Source organism: Bacteroides sp. AR20 (genome assembly GCF_964250605.1).
Taxonomy (GTDB): domain Bacteria; phylum Bacteroidota; class Bacteroidia; order Bacteroidales; family Bacteroidaceae; genus Bacteroides; species Bacteroides uniformis.
On the sequence record NZ_CAXUGK010000006.1, the window covers coordinates 40,580 to 62,701 of the forward strand.

General features: G+C 47.2%; 13 protein-coding genes and 1 pseudogene. 12 read left to right on the plus strand and 2 right to left on the minus strand.

Annotation, left to right across the window (positions count from 1 at the left end):
* The first annotated feature begins 119 nt into the window (after positions 1–119).
* The 9 genes and pseudogenes from ACESTD_RS05115 to ACESTD_RS05155 all read left to right on the plus strand — a co-directional run bounded on the left by ACESTD_RS05115 (position 120) and on the right by ACESTD_RS05155 (position 12,252).
* On the plus strand, positions 120–776 hold the full coding sequence (locus ACESTD_RS05115) for a redox-sensing transcriptional repressor Rex (RefSeq protein ID WP_016274430.1): 657 nt from the start codon (positions 120–122) through the stop codon (positions 774–776).
* Complete coding sequence (locus ACESTD_RS05120) at positions 776–1,393, plus strand: fumarylacetoacetate hydrolase family protein (protein WP_022401793.1); 618 nt, start codon at positions 776–778, stop codon at positions 1,391–1,393. The genes ACESTD_RS05115 and ACESTD_RS05120 overlap by 1 nt, the downstream gene beginning before the upstream one ends.
* A gap of 184 nt (positions 1,394–1,577) precedes the next feature.
* Positions 1,578–3,197, plus strand: a complete 1,620-nt coding sequence (locus ACESTD_RS05125) for a DUF6377 domain-containing protein (protein WP_016274428.1) — start codon at positions 1,578–1,580, stop codon at positions 3,195–3,197.
* A 302-nt stretch (positions 3,198–3,499) separates the two neighbouring features.
* Entirely contained in the window at positions 3,500–6,448 is a 2,949-nt protein-coding gene (locus ACESTD_RS05130) for a TonB-dependent receptor (protein WP_195288567.1), read from the plus strand.
* A 23-nt stretch (positions 6,449–6,471) separates the two neighbouring features.
* Positions 6,472–8,165 (plus strand): annotated as a pseudogene (locus tag ACESTD_RS05135) (RagB/SusD family nutrient uptake outer membrane protein).
* Positions 8,166–8,181: 16 nt separating this feature from the next.
* On the plus strand, positions 8,182–9,483 hold the full coding sequence (locus ACESTD_RS05140) for a histidine-type phosphatase (RefSeq protein ID WP_195288566.1): 1,302 nt from the start codon (positions 8,182–8,184) through the stop codon (positions 9,481–9,483).
* 156 nt (positions 9,484–9,639) lie between these two features.
* Positions 9,640–10,119 carry a 2-C-methyl-D-erythritol 2,4-cyclodiphosphate synthase gene (gene ispF, locus ACESTD_RS05145; protein ID WP_005833434.1) on the plus strand — a complete coding sequence of 160 codons (480 nt, stop codon included), beginning with the start codon at positions 9,640–9,642 and terminating at the stop codon, positions 10,117–10,119.
* A gap of 38 nt (positions 10,120–10,157) precedes the next feature.
* A complete protein-coding gene (locus ACESTD_RS05150; protein WP_195288565.1) occupies positions 10,158–11,174 on the plus strand; it encodes a metallophosphoesterase family protein in 1,017 nt (338 codons plus the stop codon).
* A 22-nt stretch (positions 11,175–11,196) separates the two neighbouring features.
* Positions 11,197–12,252, plus strand: a complete 1,056-nt coding sequence (locus ACESTD_RS05155; RefSeq protein WP_057097605.1) for a Gfo/Idh/MocA family oxidoreductase — start codon at positions 11,197–11,199, stop codon at positions 12,250–12,252.
* An 11-nt stretch (positions 12,253–12,263) separates the two neighbouring features.
* Here ACESTD_RS05155 and ACESTD_RS05160 read toward each other — a convergent pair whose 3' ends face one another.
* Together ACESTD_RS05160 and ACESTD_RS05165 are read right to left on the minus strand one after the other, a co-directional pair.
* Positions 12,264–13,124, minus strand: a complete 861-nt coding sequence (locus tag ACESTD_RS05160) for a hypothetical protein (protein ID WP_061411225.1) — start codon at positions 13,122–13,124, stop codon at positions 12,264–12,266.
* Positions 13,125–13,191: 67 nt separating this feature from the next.
* Positions 13,192–14,247, minus strand: a complete 1,056-nt coding sequence (locus ACESTD_RS05165; RefSeq protein WP_061411227.1) for a porin — start codon at positions 14,245–14,247, stop codon at positions 13,192–13,194.
* A gap of 285 nt (positions 14,248–14,532) precedes the next feature.
* On the opposite strand from ACESTD_RS05165, the gene ACESTD_RS05170 reads away from it, so the two are divergent.
* From ACESTD_RS05170 to ACESTD_RS05180, 3 genes are all read left to right on the plus strand, one after another.
* The gene (locus ACESTD_RS05170) at positions 14,533–16,812 is read left to right on the plus strand and encodes an exo-alpha-sialidase (RefSeq protein ID WP_227203983.1); all 2,280 of its coding nucleotides are present in this window, start codon (positions 14,533–14,535) and stop codon (positions 16,810–16,812) included.
* A 509-nt stretch (positions 16,813–17,321) separates the two neighbouring features.
* Positions 17,322–19,733: a hypothetical protein gene (locus ACESTD_RS05175; protein ID WP_232058988.1), complete on the plus strand. Its 2,412-nt coding sequence runs from the start codon at positions 17,322–17,324 to the stop codon at positions 19,731–19,733.
* Positions 19,734–20,257: 524 nt separating this feature from the next.
* On the plus strand, positions 20,258–22,099 hold the full coding sequence (locus ACESTD_RS05180; protein WP_098032192.1) for a collagen binding domain-containing protein: 1,842 nt from the start codon (positions 20,258–20,260) through the stop codon (positions 22,097–22,099).
* Positions 22,100–22,122 lie beyond the last annotated feature (23 nt).

Here is a 22,122-nt window from a genome sequence, read left to right on the forward strand (position 1 = left end):
ATATTATGTGGAATTATGCAATTAGAAATTATGTTAAGCTTTTGTTGCATCCGTGTTACTGATTAGAAAAAAAGCACTACTTTTGCCAATCGCAATATTGAGAACTTAAATAAGAAACTATGAGCAGTCCGTTACAGAAAAAAGAAACCATGAAGGTGCCGGAACCTACCTTGCGCCGGCTTCCGTGGTACCTTTCCAATGTAAAGTTGCTGAAACAAAAGGGGGAACGATTCGTATCATCCACCCAGATTTCCAAGGAAATCAATATTGATGCTTCACAAATTGCCAAAGACCTTTCGTATGTCAATATCTCGGGACGTACGCGTGTAGGCTATGAGGTGGACACACTGATAGCTGTGCTGGAGGATTTCCTGGGATTTACCAATATACACAAAGCCTTTCTGTTCGGTGTCGGAAGCTTGGGAGGTGCCTTGCTGCGCGACTCGGGTCTGAGCCATTTCGGTTTGGAGATAGTAGCTGCTTTCGATGTGAAGCCCGAACTGGTGGGTACGACACTGAGCGGCATCCCCATCTATCACTCGGACAAGTTCAAGCAGAAGATGCAGGAGTACGATGTCAATATAGGCGTGCTGACGGTACCTATCGAAATAGCCCAGCAGATAACGGATTCCATGGTAGAGGGCGGTATCAAGGCCGTATGGAACTTCACCCCGTTCCGTATCCGTGTTCCCGAGAACATTGTCGTGCAGAACACTTCCCTTTATGCCCATCTGGCCGTGATGTTTAACAGACTGAACTTTAATGAGATCAAGTAATGAAGATTATTGCTGTAGGAATGAACTATGCTCTGCACAACAAGGAGCTGGGACATACACATGAGAATAAGGAACCGGTTATTTTTTTGAAACCCGATTCGGCTATACTGAAAGATGGCAAACCTTTCTTTATCCCCGACTTTTCCAACGAAGTGCATTATGAGACGGAAGTGGTGGTGCGCATCTGCCGTTTGGGCAAGAATATTGCTCCTCGCTTTGCCCATCGCTATTACGATGCGGTGACGGTGGGCATCGACTTCACGGCACGCGACTTGCAACGTAAGTTCCGTGAGGCGGGTAATCCGTGGGAGCTTTGCAAAGGGTTCGACAATTCGGCAGCTATCGGCACCTTTGTCCCTTTGGAACAAGTGGGCGGCAATGTACAGAATTTGGACTTCCATTTGACGATTGATGATAAGGAGGTGCAACGCGGTCATACAGCGGACATGCTGTTCCGGGTAGATGAAATCATTGCTTATGTCAGCCGCTTCATGACCTTGAAAATCGGTGACTTGCTGTTCACGGGTACCCCTGTGGGAGTAGGTCCCGTCAGCATCGGACAGCACTTGCAGGGCTATCTTGGGGAAGAGAAAGTACTCGACTTCAATATCCGCTGAGCGGCATTCGGGATTTTTGTCCGTAAACCTCTATGTTAGCTTACTAAACTTCTGCTTTATAAAGCTAAAGTACCCCTTTACTAATTTCGTCCAAACATCTTTTGTCCAAAGAACTTTGTAATCAACGGGTAAATGTTTACTTTTGTGATGTAATCTTGAACTATAGACAGAGAAACCGTACTGCATGAAACGTTTGTTTGCCATCCTTTTCGCTTTGTTTTGCACTATGCCTTTATTCTGCCAAGATAGAGAGGTGGATTCATTGCTTCGGGTGCTTGATGCATCTGTGCAGGGGCGTGAACGATATACACTGGAACGTCAGTCTCAAATCAATGCCTTGCAGTGCCAGCTGAAGGCTACCCGTTCCGATGCGGAATTACTGGAAATCTACCAGGAGTTGTTCGGCAAATACAGCGCCTACCGCATGGACTCTGCCTTGTGGGCAGCAAATCGTTGCGTGGAAGTAGCCCAGCGTATGTCCGTAGCATCGCATCTCTACTCTGCCCGTATGCGTGTGGCAGAGGTGATGATTGGTACAGGAATGTATAAGGAAGGACTGGAAATTTTGGAAGACATTCCCCAGGAGGAACTGGGTGCGATAGATATGTTCTACTACTATAATCTTTATCATAAAGTGTACACGCTGATGGCATCCTATGCTTTTTCAGAAGAATTGCAGGCGTCATACTCCCGGCTGGCATATCAGTACAAAGACTCCATTCTGCGTGTGAAGCGTCCCGATTCGCAAGGCTATCAACTAACTTTGGGCGACAAACTACTGTATGAGGGTAAGTATGACGAAGCCATAGGTGTTTTGGAGGGTTGCTATGATATCCATAGCCAGAAGGACTTCAGCCTTGCCATTCCTTCTGTTGCATTGGCAAGCGTTTATGGTGCCAAAGGAGACCACAAGCAGGAAAAGAAATATCTTACCATCTCGGCAATAGCCGACGTGCAAAGCGGAACAAAGGAATACATTTCGCTTTGGAAACTTGCCAACCTGCTCTATGGCGAGGGCGACATAGAACGTGCGTATACCTATATGGAATGCTCCATGCAAGATGCTACCTTCTGTAATGCTCGCTACCGTACGATGGAGATTTCGGGGATGTTGCCCGTCATCAACTCCACCTACGAGGCCAAGTTGCATGAGGAAAAAGAACAGCTGGTCACCTTATTTATATGGATATCCATCCTGGCGGCAGTATTGCTGGTGGCCTTGGTCTATATTTATCATCAGATGAAGCGCCTTTCCCTTGCCAGAAAGACCATGGATGACATGAACAAGGAATTGAAGCACATCAACGGTGACTTGCAGGAACTGAATGCTCGGTTGCAGGAGTCGAACCGTGTGAAGGAGGAGTACATCGGCTACGTCTTCAACATGTGTTCCGTCTATATAGACAAGCAGGAAGAATTCCGCAAGATGCTGGCAAGGAAAGTGAAGGCCGGGCAGCTGGACGACCTGGTGAAAACCATCCACTCCACCACCTTTGTCACCGGCGAGTTGAAAGAATTCTTCCATACGTTCGACAGCGTCTTCCTGAAACTCTATCCTAAGTTTGTGAACGACTTTAATAACCTTTTGCAGGAGAACGAGCGCATCTATCCTAAAGAGGGCGAACTGCTGACTCCGGAACTCCGTGTGTTTGCCTTGATTCGGTTGGGAATTTCAGATAGCGGAAAGATTGCCACCTTCCTGCATTACTCTTCGCAGACCGTATATAATTACCGCTTGAAAGTGCGGAGCAAATCCTTTCTTTCTAAAGAAGATTTCCTGAATATGGTGCAGAAAATAGGGTAAAACTCCTCCTATGCCCTTTATGTGAATCTACTTTCTTACTTTCTGCTGATTTTCACAATATGCTGTTTTTTAATGTTTTATAGATAAAGCTAATCTGCTTGCGTCTACTTTAAGCTTCTACTCGCCTTTTTCGCGGGACAGTTAATCATATACCTTTGCAACATCGACAAAAGATTAAAGTTAACTGTAGTTTTTTGATAAGTATTAGTTAAGAAGATTGGGTATAAGGATTGCATGGAACCGGGCGTGCTTGGTTCCTTTTCTTGGCAAACATTATTTTTATTAACTATATATTGTATTATATGAAAAGCATGATTAAAATCGCAAAGAGTATTCTCCCGTTGCTGGGATTGCTCTTGTCTTTGTCACTTTCGGCACAAGATATTGCAGTGAAAGGACATGTGAAAGACCACACAGGTGAACCACTGATTGGGGCTAACATCTTGATAAAGGGTACCTCTGTGGGAACTATCTCTGATGTGGACGGTAACTTTACTTTGAAAGCTGCCGTCAATGATATTCTCTCCATTACATGTATCGGTTTTAAGGGCCAGGAACTGACGGTTACCGGCAGCAATACACCGCTCGTCATCACTTTGCAGGAAGACACGGAGATGCTGGACGAAGTCGTTGTAATCGGTTACGGTCAAGTGAAGAAAGGAGATGTCACTGGTTCTCTGCTAACTGTGAAGCCGGACGAGCTGAACAAAGGAAAGCAATTGACTGCCGAAGACGCTCTGGTGGGTAAGGTTGCCGGTGTGAACATTGTACCGGGCAGCGGTGCTCCGGGCAGCGGCGGTACCATCCGTATCCGTATGGGAGCTTCTTTGTCAGCAGACAACGACCCACTGATAGTTATCGACGGTGTGCCTGTCAGCAACGCCTCCATCAGCTCTATCAACCCGAATGACATTGCTTCGTTTACGGTATTGAAAGATGCTTCGGCAACAGCCATCTACGGTTCGCGTGCCTCCAACGGTGTCATCATTATCACTACGAAGAAAGGAAACACCGACGGTGTTTCACGTCCCTCTTTCAGCTACAGTGCCAACGTGACGGTGGGCAATGTGTATAAGAAACTGGATGTACTTTCCGCTTCCGAATATCGCGAAGCCTTTGCCAAGTATGCCAATGCTCCGGAGGCTTTCAAGCTGGGTGATGTCAATACCGACTGGCAGGATGAAATCTACCGCGTGGCAATGGGTACAGACCACAACCTCTCCATGACTGGTGCTTTGAAGAATATGCCTTACCGCGTGTCCGTGGGCTATACCAACCAGAACGGTACGTTGAAAAACAACAACTACCAGCGCCTCAATGCCAGTATCGGTTTGTCGCCCAAGTTCTTCGACAAGCATCTCTCTGTTGACATCAATATCAAGGGTAGCATCGAGGACGAAAAGCCGGTTTCCACCAGTGTCATCGGAAGTGCCGTAGGTTTCGACCCTACACGCCCTGTATATCAGAACTATGACGGTAATGTAGGTTTGGGGTACTATATGTGGATGGGTGTAAGTAATACCCCCATCACGCTAGCTGCCTCAAACCCCGTCTCCGACTTGGAACTTGCCGACAAGCAGAACAAGACCAAACGCTCCATCGGTAATATTGCCCTCGATTATAAAATACACGGTTTTGAAGACTTTCGACTGAACCTGAACATGGGGTGTGATTTCCTGACGGAAGACAAACACGATAACATGCCTGACTTGGCCCCCGCCATGTACACCGGCAACGAACAGGATGGTACCGGAAAGCGTTATACATATCATAACGACAAACGCAATACACTACTCGACTTCTACGCCAACTATGCCAAAGACTTCAACGACCATAACCTCAATGCCATGGCTGGTTACGGCTGGCAACGTTTCTGGTACAAGAACCATGATACCACTACCGACACCAAGGGTGAGGATCTTACCTCTCCCAAGCACGAGGAAGCTGAACTCTACCTGCTCTCCTTCTACGGTCGATTGAACTACTCTTGGAAACAGCGTTATATGCTGACTGCTACGTTACGTGCCGATGCTTCTTCTCGCTTCTCGCCCGAGACCCGTTGGGGCTACTTCCCTTCCGTAGCCGCTGCATGGCGTGTGAACGATGAGGCTTTCTTGGCAGACAACAAAGTAGTGTCCGACCTAAAACTCCGTTTGAGCTACGGTCAGACCGGCCAGCAGTCCATCGGTTCCTACTACCAGCATTTGTCCACCTATACTGCATCTTACGATGAGTCCAGATACTTGTTCGGTAACAAGTGGTACACCACCTACCGCCCCAACGGCTACGATCCCAACATTAAATGGGAGACTACGGAAACTTACAACATCGGTATCGACTACGGTTTCTTGAACAACCGCATCTCGGGTACGATTGACTACTACTGGCGTAACACGAAAGACCTGCTGAACGACATTTTTGTACCTGCCGGCAGTAACTTCACCAACCGTATCGAAACCAACATCGGTGATATGGAAAGCAAAGGTCTTGAAATCGGTGTGAACTTGGTTCCCATCCAGACCAAAGATTGGGAATGGAACATCAGCGGTAACTTCACTTGGAATGCCTCAAAGATTACCAAGCTGAACACCATCGACAACGAGAGCAACTACGTAAAGACAGGTAACGCCGGAGGTACAGGCCGCTATCTGCAAGTACACATGGTAGGAGAGACTCCGAATACCTACTATCTACTGAAGCAAGCTTATGACGAAAACGGACAGCCGCTGGACGGTAAATACATTGCCAAAGACGGCTCCATCACTTCTAGCGAAGAAGACTCTAACAAGTACGTCACTGGTAAGAGTTCCAAGGCCCCTTACTATTGCGGTCTGTCCACCCGTCTGTCCTACAAGAATTGGGATTTGGGCATCAACGGACACGGTAGCTTCGGTTTCTATGTCTATAACTATGTGGCTGCTTCCAACTCCTTGGATGCACTCTATGGCAGCAACGGCGTTTCCAGCAACATCCTGCGTTCTACGCTCGAAAACAAGTTTACGCAAGACCGCCAGTTTACCGACCATTTCCTGGAGAGAGGCAACTTCTTCCGTATAGACAATATCACCATCGGTCATACGTTCAATAAACTGTGGAACGACGGGACATCGCTCCGTCTCTCCTTCGCCGTACAGAATGTATGCACTTTGAGCGGATACTCCGGTCTTGATCCGGAGCTTTATGACGGAATCGATAAAAACATCTATCAGCGTCCGCGTACGTTCATGCTGGGAGTTAACCTTAATTTTTAATGACTAAAAACAGATACATGATTATGAAAACTAGATATTTCAAATTAGTAACAGTATGTTTGCTGGCTGTGTCACTTTTTGCTTCTTGCCTGGGCGACCTGGATACATTGCCGCTGGATGATAACGAACTGACCGGTGAGATGGTGTACTCTACTCCCGAGGCTATATCGGCATGATTGCCAAGTGTTATGCTGCCCTGATACAGACAGGGCAGAAGGGTGGTGACGGAGGAGACGGCGATGTGTCGGGCATCGATGAAGGATATTCTGGTTATACTCGTGCCTTGTTCTACTTGCAGGAAGCTTGTACGGATGAAATCGTATTCCAGTCCGGTGGCAGCAAGGGTGTACGTGCCATGCTTTACTTGAATTGGGATGCTTCTACTGAGATTGTGGGTTATCCTTATTACCGTCTTTTCATGACCATTAACTATTGCAACGAGTTCCTACGTGAATGTACAGAGAGCAAATTGCAGGAGAGAGGTGTGTATGAAGCCTTGAAAGACGAGTATCAATACTATTGTGCCGAAGCCCGCTTCATCCGTGCTTATAGTTACAGTATGCTCTGCGACCTTTACGGTTCTACACCCTTCGTGGACGAAACGATGGAAGTAGGTGACATGCCCGAGCAAGCCACTCGCGAGGAAATCTACAACTTTGTGGTGTCCGAACTGGAAGAATTGACCACCCTGCTGAAAGAACCCAAAAAGAACGAATATGCCCGTGTGGACCGTGTAGCAGCCTGGTTCTTGCTGTCACGTGTTTACTTGAATGCCGAAACTTGGGTAGGAAAGAATGAATACACAAACGCATACAAATATGCCAAAAAGGTAATTACGGAAGGTAATTATCCGCTGGCTTCCGATTATCGCCACATCTTCTTGGCAGACAATGAAACTTGTTCCGAAATCATCTGGCCGCTGGTGCAGGATGCAGACTATGCGCAAGGCAGCGCAGGTACTAACTTCCTGATTAAGGCGTTGATGAATGGAGATATGGGCAACTATATCCGGATAGGTGTGAACGGCACCTGGGGCAATGCCCGCGTAAAGACACAGCTGGTGGATATGTTCGAAGAAGAAGACCAGACTTTTGTGGCAGACGACATCTGGGGGAACGGCAAGAAAGACAAGCGTGCCCAATTCTTCTCTATTGGCCACACCAAAGAAACTTGGGTAGAAGGCAAGGAGTTCCAGAGCGATTTCAATAACGGCTACGCCTGCATCAAGTGGAGAAACGTGCGCAAAGACGGCAGTGAACTGGAACCAGGCGGCACGAAGTACTCCTCTGTCGATTATCCGATGTTCCGTACGGCAGATGCCTACTTGATGGCGGCTGAGGCTATTCTGCGTGGCGCCGAAGGTGGTTCGCGTACCGAAGCGTTGGAGTATGTGAATGAAATCAGAGACCGTGCTTACATGTCCGGCAAATATGGTAATGGCGTATCGGGACGCATCAGCGACAGTCGGTTGAATCTTGATTTCCTTTTGGATGAACGTGCCCGCGAGTTGCACATGGAGTTGGTTCGCCGTACAGACCTGATTCGTTTTGGTAAGTTCACCAAGGGATATAACTGGGACTGGAAAGGTAGTGACAATGGCGTGGCAGGTTCTTACATAGGTAAGGATGTGGACGACAAATACAACCTCTTCCCCATTCCGCAGGACGAGTTTACCACCAATCCTAATTTGACACAAAATCCTGATTTCTTGAACTGAAAAGCTTTATTATCCTATGAATTTTAGATTGAAACGAATCGTTTTTTCTACCATTCTTTTTGCCGCATCGGCTGTGCATACATCGTCGTATGCACAAGCCACGCGCGAAGAAATCTTCGATAACATTGCCGTTACCGGAGGAGTGTATTATGCCTATCTGGCACCGGGTGTACAGACCAAGGCACCGAAGGGTTACGAGCCTTTCTATATCAGTCACTTCGGACGTCATGGCTCGCGCTGGCTGATTTCTGACGAGGAGTATATCCGTGTGATGGAAGTGTTTGAAAAGGCACATCAGGCAGGTAAACTTACTCCGCTGGGCGAAGATGTGCGCAAGCGGTTGGCTATTGTCTGGGCAGATGCCGAAGGACGCGGTGGAGACTTGAGCCCAGTGGGCGTGGATCAGCAGCGCGGTATTGCCGAACGTATGTATCAGGCATTTCCCGAAGTCTTTAAAGGTGCGCCGGAGATGTCGGCATGTGCTACACTCGTAATACGTTGCGTACTCAGTATGGATGCCTTCTGCGAACGTCTGAAGGAATTCAATCCCCAACTGAAGATTGAGCGTGAATCTAGCAACAAATACATGCCTTACTTGAACTTTCATACGCAGGAAGCCATGAAGTTCACTTCGCACAAGGGCCCTTGGTACGAGGAGTTCCGCAAATTCGAGAAGAGCCATGTTCGTCCCGAACGTCTGATGAACTCACTTTTCTCCGATAAAGAGTTTGTCCATAAACGTGTGAATCCGGAGGAACTGATGCGCGGTCTTTATGCGATAGCCTCGGACATGCAGGACGTGGAGCAGGAAGTATCGTTCTATGATATTTTTGAGAAGCAAGAGTTATTCGACATTTGGCAGATACACAACTACAAGAACTACGTGTGCGACGGTCCCTCGCCCATGACCAACGGACTGATGGTGGCAAACGCCAAACCGACACTGGAGAACATCATTGCCGCTGCCGACGAGGCTATTGCTTCGGGTAGAAACTCGGCTACTTTCCGCTTTGCACATGATGGAAACATTATCCCCCTGGCAGGATTGATGAAGTTGGAGAACTGCTATAACGAGGAGGCCGACCCCGATAAGTTCTATCAGGCGTGGTGCAACTACAAGGTTGCGCCGATGGCAGGAAATATACAGCTGGTGTTCTTCCGCAAGAAAGGCTCGCCGGAAGATGTGATTGTAAAACTGTTGCTGCACGAGCATGAAGTAAGTATCCCGGTGAAGACGGATATGGCTCCTTTCTATCACTGGCAAGATGTGAGAGCTTTTTATAAAGGAATTGTAGACAGTCTGCCCGACAGACCGTAACATATTCTTCATACTCCATACCGATTGCACGGTTTACGTTCGATTTTCTTTCCACAAGGGGAGCAAAAAACGGCGTAATCCGTGCAATTTGTGTCTTGTTCCTTCTCTTGTTCCTATTTTTTCCGTACTTTCGTATCAACTTAAAGAAGTAACGATATGAAGATACGTGTAGGTTTCGGCTTTGATGTCCACCAACTGGTGGCAGGGCGCGAGCTTTGGCTGGGCGGTATCCGCCTGGAACATGAAAAGGGATTGTTGGGGCACTCGGATGCAGACGTGCTCATCCATACTATCTGTGACGCATTGCTGGGAGCGGCGAATATGCGCGACATCGGCTATCATTTTCCCGATACTGCCGGTGAGTTCAAGAATATAGACAGCAAGATTCTGTTAAAGAAAACAATAGAACTGATAGCTGCTAAAGGCTATTTGGTGGGTAATATTGATGCTACCATCTGCGCTGAGCGGCCTAAGTTGAAGTCCTATATTCCCGAAATGCAACGTACGCTTGCCGCGGTGATGGGAATAGACGAGGATGACATCTCCATCAAGGCCACCACCACGGAGAAACTCGGCTTTACGGGCAGGGAGGAAGGTATATCCGCCTATGCCACTGTATTGATAGTGAAGGAATGACATGAAATAATATCAACTCAATTTAATCATCCACTTATATGAAGAAAATCTCCTTGACCTTTTGTCTGGCACTTTTATCCTCCTTGTTCTGCCCGGCACAAGTATCGCCTTTACAGTTCAACAAGAATGGAGAGTTTAAAATCGTCCAGTTTACAGACATCCACTTTAAGTATGGTAATCCGGCTTCAGACATTGCTTTGAAGCGTATTGGCGAGGTGCTTGATGCTGAGTGCCCCGATTTAGTAGTCTTTACCGGCGATGTGGTTTATGCCGCACCTGCCGATACAGCCATGCGCAAGGTGCTTTCCTATGCTACGGACCGTAAGATTCCTTTTGTCGTAACCTTTGGCAACCACGACAACGAGCAGGGAAAAACACGTGCTGAGCTTTATGACGTTATCCGTTCCATGCCTTTCAATATCCAGCCCGACCGTGGCGGAGTAGAATCTCCCGACTATGTCCTCACACTGAAATCCTCGGACGGCAAGAAGGATGCAGCCCTGCTTTACTGTCTGGATTCCCATTCCTACTCCAAACTACCCGACGTAAAGGGGTACGACTGGCTCACTTTCGACCAGGTGAACTGGTACCGCCAGCAGAGTGCCACTTATAAAGCAAAGAACGGTGGGCAACCTTTGCCTGCACTAGCATTTTTCCATATTCCTTTGCCGGAATATAACGAAGCCGCTTCCGACGAGAACGCCATACTGATAGGTACCCGCATGGAAAAGGCTTGCGCTCCGGAACTGAATACGGGCATGTTCACTGCCATGAAAGAGGCTGGTGATGTGATGGGTATGTTTGTCGGGCACGATCATGACAACGATTATGCCGTAATGTGGAAAGGTATCCTGCTGGCTTACGGCCGTTTCACCGGTGGTAATACCGAGTACAACCATTTGTCCAACGGTGCACGTGTCATTTTGATGAAGGAAGGTGCCCGTACTTTCACCACCTGGATTCGTCTGAAAGGTGGCGAAATTATTGATAAGACGGTCTACCCAGACAGCTATATGAAGGACGATTGGCGTAAGCGTCCGTTGGTGACGGAATAATGGTGAACTTAAAAAGAACGATATGGACAAGATAAGGACCGGATTAGCCGCTTACGGAATGTCGGGACGTGTTTTCCATGCCCCCTTCATCTCCACTAACCCTCATTTTGAATTGACTGCCGTTACGGAGCGCAGTAAGGAACTCTCCCGGGAGAAGTATCCCGACGCTTGTATTGTGCGGAGTTTTGAGGAACTTATCGAAGTGGAAGAGCTGGATTTGGTTGTCATCAACACGCCGGACAGCACTCATTATGAGTATGCCCGCCGCGCCCTCGAAGCAGGTAAGCATGTGGTTGTGGAGAAGCCTTTCACCACCACCGTGGCAGAAGCTGAGGAACTTGTGGCATTTGCCGCAAGCCGGGGGCTGACCTTGAGCGTTTACCAGAACCGCCGGTGGGACTGCGATTTCCTGACAGTTAAGCAAATACTGTCCAAAGGCTTGCTGGGGCATCTGGTGGAGTTTGAATCCACCTTCCCCCGTTATCGTAATTTTATCAAGCCGAATACTTGGAAGGAAACCGGACAAGATGGGGGCGGCTTGACCTATAACCTGGGTGCCCACGTCATAGACCAGGCTGTGCAGCTGTTCGGTATGCCCGAAGCCGTCTTTGCAGATATTGCCACGTTGCGCAAGGACAGCAAGGTAGACGACTATTTCATCATCCATTTGCTACGTCCCTCAAAGGCGCCCGAAGTGAAGATAACGCTGAAATCCAGCTATCTGATGTGTGCGAGCGAACCCCGTTTCGTCCTCCACGGTAGGGAAGGTTCTTACGTGAAATATGGTTTCGACCCGCAGGAAGCCGCCTTGACCGAGGGCGTATTGCCCGGCACTTCGCACTGGGGCGAGGAGGACAAATCCTCTTGGGGACTGCTTTATACGGAAAAAGACGGTAGAATTGTTTATGAACCCTATCCAAGTCTTCCCGGTGATTATGCAGCTTTTTATGAGAATATCTATCGGCATATCCACCACGGCGAACCTTTGCAGAGCGATGCCCGCGAGGTGGTCGGAGTCATCCGCTTGATTGAGGCAGCCTGGGAAAGCAGCCGTATGCAGCGTGTGGTTCGTATCTGATAGAAAATCTTTTACCCGGTAGGGACGTGTAACTTTACATGTGTCAATCGGGTGTATTTCGTACTTCCTATTATATAGGTACGCGCGATGCGTGCCGATGCTATCTTCATTACTTCTCCCATCTGGTAGGCATGTTCCACGGCGGGCAGCTGGCATGATTTCCGGCTTGCCGTGCGTGCATTCAGCCGGATGCTGACGAAGTTGCCGATGGAGTCTTTCAGTTTCAACACTTGGCGTACATAGAAATAAGGAGTGGTCCCTTTGAGCTGCGTCTTGTAGGGGTTGTCTTCCAGTCGCACGCTGAGTACGGTCAGTGTCAGGTTCTCCACTTTTTCCCCTTCCTTCCCCAGGAAACGTCCGCCGGTGGTTTGGTACGTTTTTCTTCGTTGTATGTCGAGGTGGACTGAATGGTAAATCTTGGCAATCTGTACGAAACGTTCCTGCTTGGGGATGCGTGGCTGGAATTTGAAGGCTATCCACGTAAGATAGGCAGGGTCTATACGGAGAATTTCGTGCAGGAAATGTCCGTGGTATTTGCCTATGGAGATAATGTCGTCCCCTTTGCTCTGCATTCTTTTGGCATTGTACTCCACAAGCAGCAGGCTGCGCGGTGAGTAGAAGCATAGCGTGCTTGCCATCCGCAACGTTTCGTGAATGTCGGTGGAAAGGTCGCAAATGTAGAAGATGGACTGTCTCCCGGGCAGTGGAGAGTAAATCCACAAAGTATATTGGAGATACTCAGGCCGGGGCAGTACGATAAGATAGGCCCCTACTTCCTTATAAGAGGCTCTCCCTTGATTGTATGCATTCAGTTTACTATACAATAAGTCTTGTTCAGTCTGCGGTATACCGGGTATGATTGGATTTGCCATAGCTCGGAATAATTTATTCCAAATATACATTTTTGGAATGAAAGAAACAAGGGGAAGCCAAGAAATATCAGAAGCGTACCATCAATTCCAATACTACTTTGTCTTGTTCCGACTCCTTCGCTATGCTGTTTTTGGCATAGAAGTATTTCTCGTAATTCAACCGGAGGTCTGTGCGGAATGCTTTGCTGAGGCTGAAGGTGATGCCGCCCGTTAGGCGTTGGCGTTTGTAGTCGGTCACCGTCAATCTGCCGGTTTCTTCATCGGCGGTTTTGGCGTCGCTCTGGTCGGTCATCATGTCGTAGCGCAGCAGGAAAGACATTTTGTTGAATACTTTCCGTAACGGCAGATCGTAGTTGATGAAGGTGTTGACAGCGTGTACATCTTTGAAAGCGTTGTCGGAATATTGCTTGTACAAATATTCGCCTTCGATATGGAAACGGCCGGTTTCATAGTAGGCACCGATGTCGTAGGATTGCATACGTACTTCTTCCGGCTGGATGCTCTGCACGCTCAGTGTTAGGTTCAGTCCTTTGGTGAAGAGAAATTGGGCTTTGGCGGAGTAGTTCACTTCCTTGTGCCATTCTTTCTGGTTAGTCAGTCCGGAACCGTTGAAAAGTCCTCCTTCCACAGTGATAGGTACACCGGTAGGCAGGGTATATCCTACTGTGAACCCCACGTCCCGTACATTGCCCACTTGCTTGGCGATGAACGAGCGGTTGGGGAAGTATTGCTGGTGCGGTGAGCGGTGGGCGTCGATGGTGAAGGGGACGCGCATTTGTCCGGCGGTGACTGTCAGTCCTTTTGTCGGGAAAAGCCGGGCGTAGGCATCCAGCATCTTGATTTGACCTTCGTCGGAGAGGTCTATCTCGGCTTTGTAGGCTACGCTGGGCAATACGTTACCCGTCACGCTGACGCGGGCATTGCGTACTTCGAAACGTCCTGCACCCATGGTGGTCTGATATTCGTATTTGGCGCGGATGGTTCCGTGGACTTCCGGCAGGTAGTCTTTGGTTTCCATCTTCTCCTTTTCAATCTTTTTTCCGTCCTCGTTGATGGAGGGCGTTTGGGCAATTGCGGCCAACGGCAGCAGGGCAATCAGTACTGTCAATGCACTTTTTTTCATAATCTGTTGTTGTCGAATGATTTGTCGGCGACAAAGTTCGGACATACGTGTTGTGTTTTTGTGTCATATATGTTGCATTGTTGTTACAAAAACTGTTAGAGAGAAGAACTGTGATAGGTGCCGTTTTAATCTTTTTATGGCTTGATTTAGTTTCTTGTTTTTATTAAAACGTTGGTTGTTAGGATTATATGTGCACTGAGCAAAAGTTTCAGTCTGAAATATCAATGAAATATTCCTATCTTTGAAGAAAATATCAAGAACGTTTGTTTTAGAACTCTGATGCTTATGAAAAGACAGTTGTTTTTAGCAGGAATAAGTTTGATGCTGGGGGGCATGTCAATGCTTGCCCAAGATATATCTCCGGTGAATTCCGTTTCTTACGAATGGAAGAGCGTACCGATAGTGGGAGGAGGCTTTGTGGACGGTATTGTTTTTCACCCAGAAGCTCCCGGTATCCGTTATTGCCGCACCGATATGGGAGGGGCCTATCGGTGGGATGCTGCTTCCTGCCAGTGGACGCCCTTGTTGGACTGGATAAGTCTGGATGAAAGCAATCTGCAGGGAGTGGAGAGCATTGCCATTGACCCGCAGAATCCACAGAACGTGTATATTGCCTGCGGTACGTATACCAGTAGCTCCAATGGGGCCATACTCTGTTCTTATGATGGCGGCAGAACCTTTGCTCGCGTTGATGTGCCTTTTACGATGGGTGGCAACGAGAATGGGCGTGGTAATGGGGAACGGATGATGGTGGACCCGCAGAATGGGAATATCATTTATATGGGAACCCGTTTGCATGGCTTATGGCGCAGTACGGATAAGGGGAGGAGCTGGGCACGGGTAGCGTCTTTCCCGAATGTCTCCGAGAAGCTTAATCCCGTCGACCGTGCCGCATGGGGGAATCGCGGCAGTGGTATTGTCTGTGTTGCCTATGATGCACAAGGCACTCGCGACGAGCGTGGCACCCGTGACATTTATGTGGCAGTGTCATTGATGGGCAGGGAAAATCTGTTTGTGAGTCACGACTATGGTGAAAGTTGGCAGCCGGTCGGGGGACAGCCGATGCAGTATCGCCCCACGCATATGGTCTTGACCGGTGACGGGCAATTGGTTCTGACGTATGGAGATACTCCCGGTCCAAGCCAGATGGGGGATGGAGGTGTGTGGAAATACGATATCCGTAAAGGCAAATGGACAGACATTTCTCCCGTCAGACTGCCAGGTGGCGAAAAGGCAGGATTTGGCTATGCAGCCGTATCTGTAGATTCTCGTAATCCGAAGCATCTGATTGCCAGTACACACAGTCTAGGGGGCAAGCACGGTTATAAAAGTGATGAGATGTTCCGTACGACTGACGGTGGCAAGAGCTGGAAACCGATTTTCAAGACGGGATATGAGTATGATTATTCCAAAGCTCCCTATACAAAGGTAGCGCCCCTACACTGGATGTTCGACATAGAGATAGACCCTACCGACGCTGAACATGCCATGTTTACCACCGGTTTCGGTGGCTGGGAAACTTTTAATCTCTCTGCCGTGGAACGCGAGGAACCGGTGAAATGGAGTATCATGTCTGCCGGTATCGAAGAGACCGTGCCTCTCGAACTTTATGCTCCCGAAAAAGGGGCGCGCCTGATTTCCGGTATCGGTGATTATGGTGGCTTTACGCATTTCGACCTCAATCGACCCGATTCGTTGGGCAGCCATGCCAATCCTCATTTCGGAAATACGAATGGAGTGACAGGCGCTTGGCTGAAGCAGGATTTGGTAGTCAGGGTTGGTACACTGTTTGGCCATCAGCCGGATGCAAAGACTATCTCATATTCAGAAGATGGGGGCAGGCACTGGACTATGTGTGCCACCGTTCCAACAGAGAAGTCTCGTAATGGGCATATCGCCGTGGCAGCAGATGGCTCTTCTTGGATTTGGATACCCGACCGCTCGAAGGCTTATCTGACCCGTGATAAGGGGGCTTCTTGGCAAGTTTGCCGTGGTTTGCCTAAGAATATCCGCGTCATAGCAGATAAGGTGAACCCCAAACGTTTTTATGCTGTAGATGCTGTGGCCGAAATATTGTATAGCAGCGAGGATGGTGGGGCGACTTTTCATGCCGACACATTGAATTTAACGGTTAAACGGTCCCAACGCGGTAATGCCGGTGCCGCTGTACGAAGAGGAGATCTGCGTGGAGGGCAAGACCGTATCTATGCTACTCCCGGTCGTGAAAAAGATTTGTGGATTGCAGCTTATGATGGTTTGTACCACTCTGTCACTTCAGAAAAATTTGATTTCCGTGTTTTGGATAAGGTACGTACCATCTATGCTTTTGGCTTCGGCAAGGCAAAGCCGGGTAATGATTATCCTGCCATCTATCTGATAGGCGTAATCAACGGGCAATATGGTTTCTTCCGTTCTGACGATGCGGCTAACTCTTGGGTACGTATCAACGATGATGCCCATCAATATGGCTTGGTATTGCATATCTGCGGTGACATGCAGGAATATGGACGGGTTTATATAGGGACACATGGCCGGGGAATTGTGACGGGAGTACCCGCGTCATAGCTTTTCTTCATGCAGTTCATGTAATCTCCTTTGTGCCTACTTTTCATCAAGTCCGTACATCTGCAGCCTTTATGGGCACTGAGATGATACGGACTTTTAGTTTCTTATATTGTCATTATGTACTGTAGGTTACTGCCGTCATTTCGGTATTTGCAGTCATTACCTCCATAATCTCTTCTCTTACGAATATTGTCTTTTCATTTAGTATAAATTTAGTCAACATCCGTTTGGAAAGTCTTGTGACTGTATGATATATTACTTTTTCAAAGAAAATATTTTTCGTTCGTTTATATTTTAATATATTTGCATTCCAATCTTCCCATCATTTGTTAATAAATGTTGGCTAGTGTTTGATGATGGTATTGCATAACCTTAAATGAAACCTAATGGTACACTTGTATAGATATATCATTTTTATAATTGGCCTTTGCACTACCCAACTGGTTTCCGCATACGGATTAAGATTTCGTGGCGCGGTCAGTCCTATTGATCAAAGAACATCCTATGATGTGTTTGCTCATAGTTATCCTTCTTTCAGAGACTATTTTGACTTGGAGTTCAATATAGCTTTGTATTCTACCGAGAGCGTCGGTTATATCTTGCGTGTTAAGGGGAAGGATGAAGGACAGATTTTCAATCTTTTTTTTGATTTTCGTGGTGATGATATCTTGTTCCGTTTGAATCAAGAGGGGAAGTGTGTGTTGATAGCCTTGCCTGTCAATAAGGCTGGAGCGATGAAATCCCATTGGTTTAGGGTGAAGATAGCCTTTAACTTGAAGCAGGATGAGATTACTCTCAAGATTCATGATCAGGAAAAAGTATGCAAGGGTGTAGCACTTGCCGATGAGTTCAGCCCGAAAATAGTGTTCGGTAAGAGCGACCACATTATTGACGTTCCAGAGATAGCTATTGATAAGTTGGTTGTGCACGCTGACCACACTTACACGTTTCCTTTGGATGAGGCGGAAGGAGAATCGGTTTTTGACCGGGAAGGGATTCTTTACGGTAAAGTGGAAAATCCGGTGTGGCTGATTAATGAGGCCTTTCACTGGAAGCGGGAGGGCGGTTTTGCGTCGGCTTCAGAAGCAGGTTCTTGTTATAATATTGGTAGAAATGAGATTTATTATTTCAATCGTGATTCGTTGTTTGTCTACAATATGGAGACGGGAAATATTTCTGCCAAGGCTTTTACCGAACGGTGTCCTGTGAAGTTGTTTCTTGCCGGTAGTTTCTTTGACAGTGCCAGTGAAAGGTTATATGTCTACGAGGTATATACAGAGAATGGGGATGCGGAGCCTATGATAGCAAGTCTAGACTTGAATACATTGGGCTGGAGAGTAGAGAGTTACAGTCGGCTCAGCATGCAGTTGCATCATCATTGTTCCTATTATGATGCAGTCCGCAAGCGTTACACCATCTTCGGTGGTTTCGGCAATATGTATTACAGTAATAAATTCTATATATTCGATCCGGAAGAAGCGCGTTGGGATACACTTGGTTCTCTATCCGGTGATTTTCTTTGTCCCCGTTATTTCTCTTCGGCCGGTTATTTGGACAGTAACCATTCTGTCTATATTTTTGGCGGTATGGGCAATGAGTCGGGTGACCAGGTAATAGGCCGCCGTTATTTTCACGATCTTTATAAGGTGGATTTGCAAGAGATGCATGTGCAGAAACTTTGGGATATTTCGGAAGGACAGCCCAATGTGGTGCCGGTGCAGGATATGCTGATACAGAATGATTCTTGTTTTTATGTCTTGCGTTATCCCGAGAGTGTGTCTAACTCGTTTTTGCATCTCTACCGTTTTCTTATAAAAGATGGCAGCTGTCAGATATTGGGTGATTCCATTCCCATTTACTCTGATAAAATCACGACAAATGCTCGTCTTTATTATAACGAGCGTTTAAGCAGGCTTTTTGTGACGGTGCAGGAAACACGTGATGACGTATCTTCCAAATTTTCTGTTTATTCGTTACTCTTTCCACCGGTTTCTCTTGAAAAATATATTGCGAATAACAGTGGAGGAAGTGTTTCACGTGTATGGCTAGTGCTGGCGGTCGCGGTTGTAGTTGGTGGAGGCGTATGGATAGTGTACAAGTGGCGCCGAAACTCCGGTAAGGGCGAGGCCGGCAAAGCTGTGAGACAAGACAAGGAACAGCTTCTTGATGCTTCTGATACCACTAAGATGGAGAGGCAGGCAGTAGATGCGGGAACTGCCAACTCCATGTATTTATTCGGTGATTTTTCCGTTTTCGACCGGAGTGGTCGCAACATCTCTTATATGTTTTCCTTGCGTATCAAACAAATATTCTGTCTCATTTTGCGTTATAGCGATGCCGACGGAATTTCTTCCAAACAACTGAGTGACTTGATATGGCCCGACAAGCCAAAAGATAAAGTGAAAAACTCGCGTGGAGTAGCCATCAATCATTTGCGCAAGATTCTGAAAGAACTGGATGGCATAGAACTGGTTTATGAGAAAGGATGTTTTCGTTTCACGCTGTCTTCTGTCTTTTATTGTGATTATCTGCGTTTTATGGCGATAGTTGCTGAAAACCGGGTAGAGAATTGCCGGCAAGAGTTCCTGCATATTGTAGGGCGTGGCAAGTTTGTCGGCTTTATGGACGATCCGTTGTTCGACGGTTTTAAGCAAGATGTGGAGTGCCGCCTGGAAGTGCTTGTTTTACAGTTGATGAAAGAGGCTTTTGAGGCTCAGGATTATTCGGAAGCTGTGAGTTTGGCTGAAGCGGAATTCAATATTGATCCGGTGAACGAAACAGCCTTGTCTTGTTGCATCAAGTCACTTTTCATGCTTAAGCATGAAAATGCTGCTATTGGTACTTATCAAAGATTTGTGGCAGAATACAAAAAACATACGGGGGAAGACTACCCTACTCCTTTCAGCCTTTATTGGAATTAGCTTTCCCGGTATGCTGCATCCGGTATTTTTTGTCTTTGCTTTTTCTTTTATTTTTCTGTCTGCTTTCCTGAAGTTCTTGTTGTTGTTCTTATATGCAATTGAAAAGTATTTATAAAATATTTTTAAGTTTAGGCACATATGTAGGCTATCTCAGTCGTATACTGAGATAGCCCATTATTTCTCCTCTGATAATTAGGCTCCCAAAATCGATGAATTCAATATGGTAAATGAAGACAAATGGGCTGTTGAAAATAAAGATTTAGTAGGACTTATACGATAATTGTTTTATTCGCGGCACTACTTTTGTGGCTTAAAGTGTTAGGCGAAGTCTGTACTTTCTTTTATGGGTTAAAATGATCTGGATTAATGTTTTTTTTATGCCATTATACCCAAATTAACCCTAAAATTAACCCATGTGGAATCAATTTTGCAAATAAGGGGGCGGTTTGCAACACCCTGAGGCTGATGTGGGCGATTGGCATCGGCTCCTTTGTTATATTAACTTCTAATTAATAATTTAAGCTATGAAACAGTTGAAAAAGCTGAAAGTTTTTGGACTGATGGCCATGCTTATAAGTATGGTCATCATGGCGAGCTCTTGTTCGGACGATGATACGGGCGGAAGGGCTTTATCTTATGGAAAGGTGACGGGTGTCGTCACGGATGATTTATCTTCCCCTCTTGAAGGGGTCACAGTTTTAGTCGATGGTTCCGGTATAACGGCTGCACCGGACGGTCCTCAGACCACGACAAATTCGCAGGGTGTATATACACTCGAAAATATTTCAATAGGTACACATATAATTACATTTACGAAAGCCGATTACCAGACGGTAAGTGTTACCGTTGTGGCAGGAAAATTCAATGAAGAACAAGTGGCTGAAGTTAGCCCTAAAATGGAGTATGCAGCCGCAAAAATCAAAGGAAAAGTAGTTGATGCAGGAAAGGGAAATACTCCGTTGGAAGGAGTGACGGTCAGCATCAGTTCCACACAGACTGCCACCACCGGAAGCGATGGTACATTTGAAATTGGTAATTTGCCATTGGCAGACTACACCGTTACTTTTACCAAAGCAGGCTATGCTTCCATTGCGAAGAAGGTAGCTATAGCTGACTTTGTGGATGGCATTGCCACTATAGAGGTTCGCATGGGTGGGACAGAAATATTGCGCGGACTAACTCTTGATGATTTGAAAGCTGCAGAAAAATGGTATTATAACGAATACCGTGGCGGACGAAACGCTGAAAGCTATCCCCACTGGGATTGGGCTTGCAACTACATGTGTACGATGGACTTCCGTGGCGACTGGGAAGAGCAGAACGAAGGAACCACTCTCCGCATTCGTAACAATGAAGAGGACCGCAAGAATCCTGCTGACTTGGAGATATTCGATTCCTTTGTATTCGGAAGCAAGCTGATTACAGAAGATAACTACATGATGACCCTCCAGATCCGTACGCACAGTGCCGACGAAGCTGCTCCGGTATATTATGGCGTGCAGGTGGTAGACCTGACTGCTACCGATCCGAAGGCTGAGATGGTGGGTGATGTCAGAACCTATGCCTCGGAAAATTACATTTCTGTTCCAGTAGACTTGAGCAAATACATCGGTAAGGAAGTAATCATTGCCATCGGTACATTCCGTGCCCAGACTGGTGATTACTGGAAGCAGTTGGTATTGCGCCGCATCGCTTTTGCTAAAGAAGCCGTTGAAGGATGGGGCTGGTTGCCCGGAACATCGGTCGAAGAGTTGGATGGTTGGGAGATGACCCGGGAAATGGTACGCTCTACCATGCCGCAAATGAAGTCGAAGTTCACTGGCTTGAGTCCGGTTGAGGGAAATCGCGATAACTATGTGGACGCCTATCGTGCATGGCGCGAGGTGGACCATATTTGTGCCGAGTGGTCGTATATGCCGCTCAGTAAAGATCCTGAGGTATTCCCTTCCGAAGGCTATCTGATAAAGACACGTAGTGGAAACAACGTAAGTACCACCGTTCCCGAATCTTATTTCTATGCCAAATTCTCCATTGCGTCTGGGTGTGATAGGATGACATTGAAGACTCGCAACTTCAGTGGAACGAATGCTACCTTCTTCAAGGTGACAGCTATCCGTATGGACGGAACTGTCGTACACTTGGCACCTGCATCCCATACGGCTCAGTTTGCTGAGGCTGCTGCCGACGGTTGCTGGAAATTTATCCATCAGGCCGGAGGAAAGGGGGATCCGGAGGCATATGCCGATTTTGTCTATGATTTGTCTCAGTTCAACGGAGAAGATGTAATGTTGACTATTGGTGTCTTTAAGGGAGAAGAGAACGGCGACGAGAACAAACTGGTGCTGCGTGACATCACAATGGAGTGACAAACTGCTGATATTTAATTTTT